The 8,490-nt window shown below is 40.1% G+C and carries 6 protein-coding genes; 1 reads left to right on the forward strand and 5 read right to left on the reverse strand.

Annotated elements, in window-relative coordinates; translation table 11 throughout:
* Nucleotides 1–29: 29 nt before the first annotated feature.
* On the reverse strand, nt 30–1,607 hold the full coding sequence (locus J1N10_RS18850; RefSeq protein WP_262328292.1) for a peptide chain release factor 3: 1,578 nt from the start codon (nt 1,605–1,607) through the stop codon (nt 30–32).
* Between the two features lie 341 nt (nt 1,608–1,948).
* Here J1N10_RS18850 and J1N10_RS18855 point away from each other — a divergent pair, with 341 nt between their 5' ends.
* Nucleotides 1,949–2,794: a histidinol-phosphatase gene (locus tag J1N10_RS18855; RefSeq protein WP_262328293.1), complete on the forward strand. Its 846-nt coding sequence runs from the start codon at nt 1,949–1,951 to the stop codon at nt 2,792–2,794.
* 170 nt (nt 2,795–2,964) lie between these two features.
* On the opposite strand, the gene J1N10_RS18860 is transcribed toward J1N10_RS18855, so the two are convergent.
* From J1N10_RS18860 to pflB, 4 genes are all read right to left on the reverse strand, one after another.
* On the reverse strand, nt 2,965–4,119 hold the full coding sequence (locus J1N10_RS18860) for an adenylyltransferase/cytidyltransferase family protein (protein ID WP_262328294.1): 1,155 nt from the start codon (nt 4,117–4,119) through the stop codon (nt 2,965–2,967).
* Nucleotides 4,120–4,236: 117 nt separating this feature from the next.
* Nucleotides 4,237–5,019 (reverse strand): formate/nitrite transporter family protein, encoded by a 783-nt coding sequence (locus tag J1N10_RS18865; RefSeq protein WP_262328295.1) that lies wholly within the window; start codon nt 5,017–5,019, stop codon nt 4,237–4,239.
* 38 nt (nt 5,020–5,057) lie between these two features.
* Nucleotides 5,058–5,783, reverse strand: coding sequence for a pyruvate formate-lyase-activating protein (pflA, locus tag J1N10_RS18870; protein ID WP_262328296.1), 726 nt, complete (start codon nt 5,781–5,783; stop codon nt 5,058–5,060).
* 85 nt (nt 5,784–5,868) lie between these two features.
* Entirely contained in the window at nt 5,869–8,100 is a 2,232-nt protein-coding gene (gene pflB, locus J1N10_RS18875; RefSeq protein ID WP_262328297.1) for a formate C-acetyltransferase, read from the reverse strand.
* Between the last annotated feature and the right edge of the window lie 390 nt (nt 8,101–8,490).

Consider the following 8,490-nt stretch of genomic DNA (forward strand, 5'->3'; position numbering starts at 1 on the left):
CCTATTATAAGTTGTAAAATATAATTCGTTTAGAATTCTGATGTAAAGTGGAATTTAATGTTCTTAAAATTACTTTCGGCCATTTGAAGCATATAAGCTGAATCGGCCATAAACACATCGCGACCAAATTTATCTTTTGCCATATACTGTAACTTGCGCTTTTTAAAGTCTTCCAGCTCAGCCTGGTCATCACTTTCTAACCAGCAGGCTTTGTATAAGTTGATGGGCTCGTAACGACATTTAGCACCGTATTCGTGTAACAGGCGGTATTCAATCACTTCAAACTGAAGGGCACCTACAGTTCCAATTACTTTTCGGCCATTAAACTGGCTTGTGAAAAGCTGGGCCACACCTTCGTCCATCAGCTGGTCAATGCCTTTAGCCAATTGCTTTGATTTCATTGGATCGGCATTTTCAATATAGCGGAACAATTCAGGCGAGAAACTCGGTAAACCTTTGTAATTCAGTTTTTCGCCGGAGGTCAACGTATCTCCAATTTTAAAATTGCCAGTATCCGGAATACCAACAATATCTCCAGGGTAAGCTTCATCGATAATCGATTTTTTCTCGGCCATAAATGCTGTTGGGCTCGAAAATTTCATGTTTTTGCCAATGCGCACATGGTGATAATTGGTATTACGCTGAAATCTACCCGAGCAAACCTTAAGGAAAGCCAGGCGGTTACGGTGATTAGGATCCATGTTAGCATGAATTTTAAACACAAAACCAGTCATTTTATCCTCATCAGCAGTAACCAAGCGCTCTTCTGCCTGCGATGGCTGTGGCGATGGCGCAATTTTTAAGAAACATTCCAATAGTTCCTTAACTCCAAAGTTATTTAGTGCACTACCGAAGAATACAGGTGCTACCTGTGCATTCAGATAGGTTTCTGATTCAAATTCAGGGTAAACGCCAGTAACCAATTCCAATTCTTCGCGAATTAGTTCGGCCGAGTCTTCGCCAATCTGCTCCTCCAAGGCCGAGTCATTCAGGTCTTTTATGGAAATGCCATCTTCAAGTACTTGTTTGCTTGGCTCAAATAAATATAAACTTTCGTCGAACAAGTTGTAAACACCCTTAAATTGAGGACCATTACCAATAGGCCAGCTCAGTGGGCGCACTTTAATTTTTAATTCTTCCTCAACTTCATCCAATAAATCAAATGGATCTTTACTTGGGCGGTCGAGCTTGTTGATAAATACAATTACTGGCGTGTTGCGCATACGGCATACCTCCATCAGTTTTCGCGTTTGTGCCTCAACACCTTTGGCCGCGTCCACCACAATAATTACACTGTCAACAGCCGTTAAGGTTCGGAATGTGTCCTCGGCAAAATCCTGGTGACCTGGTGTGTCCAGAATGTTTACTTTATAGCCATCGTATTCAAATCCCATTACCGAAGTAGCCACAGAGATACCTCTCTGCTTCTCAATCTCCATAAAATCGGAAGTAGCTGTCTTTTTTATTTTATTTGACTTTACTGCACCAGCCACATGGATAGCACCACCAAATAACAACAGCTTTTCGGTCAGTGTTGTTTTACCCGCATCGGGGTGACTGATAATAGCAAACGTACGTCTTCTGTTTATTTCATCGATAAAACCCATGTTCTTCAATTTTCAGGCTGCAAAGTTAATCGGCATCGCTCATAAACTATCATAAATGAACAGGTTTTTAGTGCTTATTTGTCGAACAAAGGGCAAATTTTATCACTTGTAACTCATCGTCCGACTAATTTGGCCTTACTAAATAAGTTGGCAACGTGTATTTAGTCCTAAACATCATCGGGATTAAACAATAAGTAGAATTTCATGTTTTCTAGATGGAGCATTGTTCAAGTAAAAAATAGGCTTGTTTTTGCATTAGTTTGAAGATATTTTTTAATTTTTGCTTTTAAATTAGAAGTTAACTTACGATTGAGATTAAACCTTTAAAATAGAACAACATTATGGGGTGGACAAACTACCATGGGCATTGTGATTATTGTGACGGACAAGGGAAAATTGAGGATTACATTCAAAAAGCCATCGAGTTGAAAATGGATGCCATTGGTATTTCTTCTCATGCACCTGTGCCATTTCCAACTGACTGGACTATGCCAGCCTATAAACTAGAAGACTACCTGAAAGAGCTGGAGGGTTTAAAAGAGAAGTATAAGGGGCAAATTAATGTGTATAAAGCCCTGGAAGTTGATTATATACCAGGACTGGCATCGCCTAAGCATGAAAAGATTGTTGATGCTAACTTAGACTATACGGTTGGTTCTGTTCATTATATCGGGCAAATGAATGATGGTACTCATTGGGCCGTTGATGCACCAGCAGATGAGTTTAAAAAGGGCCTGATAGAAACCTTCAAGGGCGATATTAAACGTGCAGCCTGCAAGTATTATGAATTACAGCGAGAGATGCTGGAGCAGGCAACACCTGATATCATTGGACATATGGATAAGATTAAGATGCACAATCTGACCTTTAACCTGTTTAATGAAAGTGATAAGTGGTATGTGGATGAAGTGCACAAAACGCTTGAATTAGTTAAGAAAAAAGGAGTGATTGTTGAAATAAATACCAAAGCTTATTATCGCGATGGTCATCTGTTTCCAGGTCCGGAGCATTTTGATAAAATCAAAGAACTGGATATTCCGATAACCATCAACAGTGATGCTCATCATCCCGATAAACTAACCAATGCATTTGAGGAAGTGGAAGCGATGCTTTTAAAAGCTGGGTTTACGCATTTTGTTGAGTTAGTGGATGGTCAATGGTGTGAGGTAGCTATTGTTGCCGACTAAAGATTTATAAAAAAGAGGATGTGCGAAAATGAAATCCGTTCATCGAGCGGAGTCGAGATGAAGTGTCAAAGATAAGATTATCAGTAAATAATCACTTCGACTCCCGCTCAGGGAGCATCTCAGTGGCCGGGTTCCTTTTTAGTTCTCGGACATCCTTTTTGTTTTATATTTTATACGCCTGAATTTTTTCTTCTGGCTTTAATTCTCATGGCCCCTTTGATTGGCTTTTCAGCTACTAAAATCAGGTAACCTCCACCTCCGGCACCAGCTAACTTCCACGCTAAAGCATCGTCTTGATATTTATTAATCGCAGCATTAATATCCTCGTCGACCATGGCTGGGAACATCGCTTTTTGTGCATTAAAAGAATTAGAAAAGGCTTTGGCGAAGCTCTTAAGATTCTTCTCTTTAATAGCTTGCCAGGCTTCTTGTGAGGCATCTGTCAATGCTTTTGTGTTGTCCTGATTAATATAAGTTTCTTTTAAAAGATCCAATCCATTTTTTCGTGGCCATAAAAGCACCAAATAAAGGTGATCTTCTAACCAGGTAAGGGTTTCTTCATCGTGGATAGACTCAAATTTAGTTGGCCAGTAGTTGGCATCATAGTGATGACGCACTAATCCCGGCATGCATATTCCTATTGCATCCTGTGCGCCAGAAATAAGTTCTGAACCCGGCGAGTTTTCATATTTAAAAAGTATTTCGGCCAGTTTCTCAGGCCTGTCGATGGGTAAGAAGTGAGGCCATATTTTTTTTGCCGCATTCCGTGTAGACGTTGACATACCACAGCGCTCGTTATACTCAATAATTGGCTCTAACGACAGTGTGATGGCCCAGCCCGGATGGTGTTTAGAAACATAGGGCTGATCAATCCATGTGCCGGCTAAATCAATGCGGTAGGGAAGAAGACAGTTATCAGATGTGCGAATGTCGGTAGTAGAACGTTTGGGTAAGCCAATTTCCGGAATTCTTTCCAATACCTTCAGTTCGATGCCTAATTCGTTGCAAAATGCTTCTTTGGCCGGTGAAAAGCCATCTTCATTAACTACGAAATAGTCAGGTTCTAAGGCTCTTACTTCATTTTCAAAGTCCATGATGCCCGAACCAGAATTGACAAATGCTTTTTTAACGTATTTAATTGCATTAATCATGTACAAGCGTTCAGCTTCACAGTTAATGGTTTCTCTTCCTTTTAGCTCGCTAATTGTACGGTCAGAGCCTATGCCAACATGTAGAACTCCATACTGAGCAGCTTCCTTAAAAAAGGCCACATGACCACTGTGCAGCATATCGAAACAGCCGGAGACAAAAACTTTTTTAGGCATAATATGTATTTATTGATTGACCCCAAATATAATAGAAAGCCAGTTGAGTGTCCTATATAAATCAAAAAAAGAGTATCGATGAAGATACTCTTTAAGTTTTATTGTGCTTATTTTCAGTTATTTCTTTTCGTAAATAAACCAGTAAGCAGTTCCAACAAACAAAGCACCACCAACTATGTTACCCAATGTAACCGGTATCAGGTTATCAATGAGGAAGGACAGCCAGCTTATATCAGCACCATAAAAGATGGATGTTGGAATAAAGAACATGTTGGCCACACTGTGTTCAAAACCCATGGCAACAAAGGCCATAATCGGGAACCAGATACCTATGATTTTGCCCGATACGTCTTTAGCCGAATACGATAACCACATGGCTAATGCGACCATCCAGTTACAGGCTATCCCTTTGATAAACGCTTTTAGGAATGGTGCCGAGGTTTTGTATTCGCCAATATGAACGACGCTGGAGTACCAAGGGTCTTTAGCAAAAATATCGGTGTAATAGGCAAATAGAAAGGCGACAATGATAGAGCCAATAAAGTTACCTGTATATACAATTCCCCAGTTTTTAAAAATGGTTTTCAGAGAGCGTTTACCAGACAATAAACCAGGAATAAAATAGGCCGTATTGCCAGTAAATAAATCGGCACCTGCAATGGCACATAAAATAAGACCAAGGGGGAATACCGCGCCAAAAAAGAATTTCTGTAATCCCGGATTATCCGCACTTAAGCCGGGAAGTCCACCGCCAACAACAAGGGCTAGTAAGCCACCCATTGCAATATATCCGCCAGCCAGAATTGCTAATACAAATGTTTTAGAAACCGTAGTATTGGCTTTTGTTTCGGCGACATTGTTTACTTGTTCAACAATCTCTTTTGCTGAATAATAGTTCATTTATCTGTTTTTTTGTTGTGGTTATTTATGGGGCGGGTTTAGTTAATGACGACCTCTTTAAAGTAAGCTTTGAAAATGTTGAAAGCTGTTTCAAGCTGTTCGGGTGTATTGGCTTTCACATCTTTTAGTTGATACTGCCAGCCCAAATGTTCGTACTTGTGAGCTCCTAACTCATGATACGGTTGAATCTCAAGTTTTTCAATGTTATCGAATGCCTTAAAGTACTCACCCAATTGATGAAGGTGCTCATGATTGTCAGAATATCCCGGTACTAATACATAGCGTAACCATACTGGCTTACTGATGCTTCGGAGATATTCGACAAAAGCCAGTGTGTTATCATTTTTCTTACCGGTTAAGAGTTGGTGCTGCTCCTTGTTGATGTGTTTAATATCCAAAAGAACAATATCAGTGTACTCCAAAACAGCTTTCACATCATCGTTTAAGATGCTGCCATTGGTGTCGATGCACACGTGGAAACCTTCTTCCTTTAGTGCTTTAACGACAGGCAATAATTGTTTGGCCTGAATTAAGGGTTCACCCCCTGAAAAGGTTAGTCCGCCCTTTTTACCAAAAAAAGGTTTTTGGTTTTTGGCCATGCTAACAATTTCGTCAGCCGATGTTTCGGTGCCGCCTTTCAGTTCAATGGTATCGGCATTGGCACAATACAAACATTTAAAGTTACAGCCCTGCAGGAAAGCAACTAAACGAATGCCCGGACCATCGTAGGTGCCTAATGATTCAAAAGAGTGTACTCTTAGCATATTTATTAGTTAAAAAAGTAATTAGGCAGAAGGCAGAAGTCTGAACTTCCGGCTTCTGCCTTTTGACTTATAACTTCTGCTTTTATTACATATTGCTATGGAAGCTACGTGAGATAACCTCTAACTGCTGTTCGCGTGTTAAGCGAACAAAGTTAACAGCATAACCCGATACACGGATGGTTAACTGAGGATACTCATTTGGATTTTCCATGGCGTCCTCCAGTAACTCACGGTTTAGAACGTTAACGTTCAGGTGGTGCGCTTCTTTTGAGAAGTAAGCATCCATCATGGTAACCAGGTTCTCTGTACGCGTTTCAGCGTCGGCACCCAATGATTTAGGGATGATGCTGAATGTATTTGAAATACCATCCAGGGCATTTTTATAGTCTAATTTAGCTACCGAGTTCAATGAGGCAATAGCACCATTCTTATCGCGTCCGTGCATTGGGTTTGCACCAGGCGCAAAAGGAACACCTTGCTCACGTCCGTCAGGAGTAGCACCCGTCTTCAAACCGTAAACCACGTTAGAGGTAATGGTAAGGATGGACATGGTTGGCTCAGCATTTTTGTAGGTATTTAAACCACATAACAACTGGTTGAAATGGTTAGAGATTTCTACAGCTAAGTTATCCACACGGTCATCGTCGTTACCATAGCATGGGAACTCGCCATCAATTAAGAACTGTGATGATAAACCTTCATCGTTACGAACAACAGTAACGTTGGCGTGTTTGATAGCAGATAATGAATCGGCAACAATAGACAAACCAGCCATACCGTATGCTAAGTTCACCTTAGGATTAGTATCTACAAAGGCCATCTGTGCTTTTTCGTAGTAGTACTTGTCGTGCATGTAGTGGATGATGTTCATCGACTCGTTATACACACGTGCTACTTCTTTCATTGCTAATTTGTAGTTAGCCATTACTTCGTCATAGTCCAGCTTATCGCTCTTCAAGGCAGGAATACCTTTCACAATCACTTTACCCGACATCTCACAACGTCCGCCGTTGATAGCTAATAATAATGTTTTAGCTAAGTTGGTACGAGCTCCAAAGAATTGAATGTGTTTACCAATTTCCTGGAACGATACACAACATGCAATACCGTAGTCATCTGACTGACGCGTTTCCGTCATCAGGTCATCATTCTCGTACTGGATTGATGATGTGTCGATTGATACCTGTGCGCAGAACTTCTTGAATTCTTCTGGTAAATCCTGCGACCAAAGAACCGTCATGTTTGGTTCTGGTGAAGGACCTAAGTTATAAAGCGTCTGTAAGAATCGGTATGATGTTTTAGTAATCTTATGACGACCATCCATCAATTTACCACCAATCGCCTCTGTTACCCATGTTGGGTCACCTGCAAAAATTTCATTGTAGGCATTCATACGAAGGTGACGAACCACACGCAATTTCATTACAAACTGGTCGATGAACTCCTGAGCTAATTCCTCAGTAATGTTACCATTGGCCAAATCGTATTCCATGTAGATGTCGATAAACGACGATACATTACCCAATGACATGGCGGCACCATCCTGCTCTTTAACAGCTGAAAGGTAAGCCATGTAAACCCACTGTACGGCTTCTTGTGCCGACTCTGCCGGACGAGATAAGTCTAAACCGTATTTTGCACCAAGCTCTTTAATGTGGTTTAAGGCTTTAATTTGCTCCGCTACTTCTTCGCGTAAACGGATTTTATCGTCAGACATTGGCCCAACTAGTCCTTGCATATCTGCTTTTTTAGCAGCTACCAGGTGGTCGATACCGTATAACGCTAATCGACGGTAGTCACCAATGATACGGCCACGGGCGTAGTTATCAGGTAATCCGGTTAAGAAACCTAATGAACGGTACTTACGAATTTCATCAGTATACACATCGAACACACCATCGTTGTGTGTTTTAGCATAATTGCGGAAAATATCTTTAACGCGGTCAGACACTTCTAGGCCTTGCTCGCTACATGCTTTTTCTACTACAGCAATACCACCATATGGCTTCATGGCACGCTTAAGCAGTTCATCAGTCTGTAAGCCAACGATTAGCTCAAGGTCTTTTTGAATATAACCGGCATCGTGTGAAACGATTGAAGAAACAGTTTCAGTATCAATTGAGCGCACACCATTGTTTGCTCTTTCTTCCTTAATGGCTTCAAGACAGATGTCCCAAAGTTTTTTTGTTCTCTCTGTTGGTCCACTTAAGAAAGAACTATCACCATTGTATGGAGTGATGTTTTTTTGAACAAAATCTCTAACGTTTACTTGTTCGTTCCAAGAACCTTTTACGAACGTTTCATTAATTTTACTCATAATTTGCCTATTAACCTGTACTTTATTAATTGTGCGTTTAATTTCTGTATTTGCAGTGCAAAGAAAAGGTGTTTAATTTTACTGTGCAATCCTCATTAATAGGTATAAAACAGAGTTTTGAGTCTTAAAACGTGTATTTTGAACTATTAAATTATTAGAATATGGGAGTAATAAATTCAAAAGAAAAATGTAATGTGCAGATTACAAAAGAGATTTAAGAGTGATAATTCTGTACTGCAAATAGTAATTTATTTCGAAATCTACTGTTTCCTATTTGTGAAGTGTATGATTAGTAAACTAATATTTAATAATTTTTAACACTTGAAGTGGCGTACTACTATCATAAAACGGGTTTAAACTGTTCTTTGATCCCAAAAATTATATTGCGGT

Source organism: Carboxylicivirga litoralis (genome assembly GCF_025499605.1).
GTDB classification, from domain to species: domain Bacteria; phylum Bacteroidota; class Bacteroidia; order Bacteroidales; family Marinilabiliaceae; genus Carboxylicivirga; species Carboxylicivirga litoralis.

What these genes read in the sequence shown, in the direction of transcription:
- J1N10_RS18850 (WP_262328292.1), bottom strand. Translation starts at nt 1,607, where the DNA reads ATGGGTTTTATCGATGAAATAAACAGAAGACGTACGTTTGCTATTATC.
- J1N10_RS18855 (WP_262328293.1), top strand. Translation starts at nt 1,949, where the DNA reads ATGGGGTGGACAAACTACCATGGGCATTGTGATTATTGTGACGGACAA.
- J1N10_RS18860 (WP_262328294.1), bottom strand. Translation starts at nt 4,119, where the DNA reads ATGCCTAAAAAAGTTTTTGTCTCCGGCTGTTTCGATATGCTGCACAGT.
- J1N10_RS18865 (WP_262328295.1), bottom strand. Translation starts at nt 5,019, where the DNA reads ATGAACTATTATTCAGCAAAAGAGATTGTTGAACAAGTAAACAATGTC.
- pflA (WP_262328296.1), bottom strand. Translation starts at nt 5,783, where the DNA reads ATGCTAAGAGTACACTCTTTTGAATCATTAGGCACCTACGATGGTCCG.
- pflB (WP_262328297.1), bottom strand. Translation starts at nt 8,100, where the DNA reads ATGAGTAAAATTAATGAAACGTTCGTAAAAGGTTCTTGGAACGAACAA.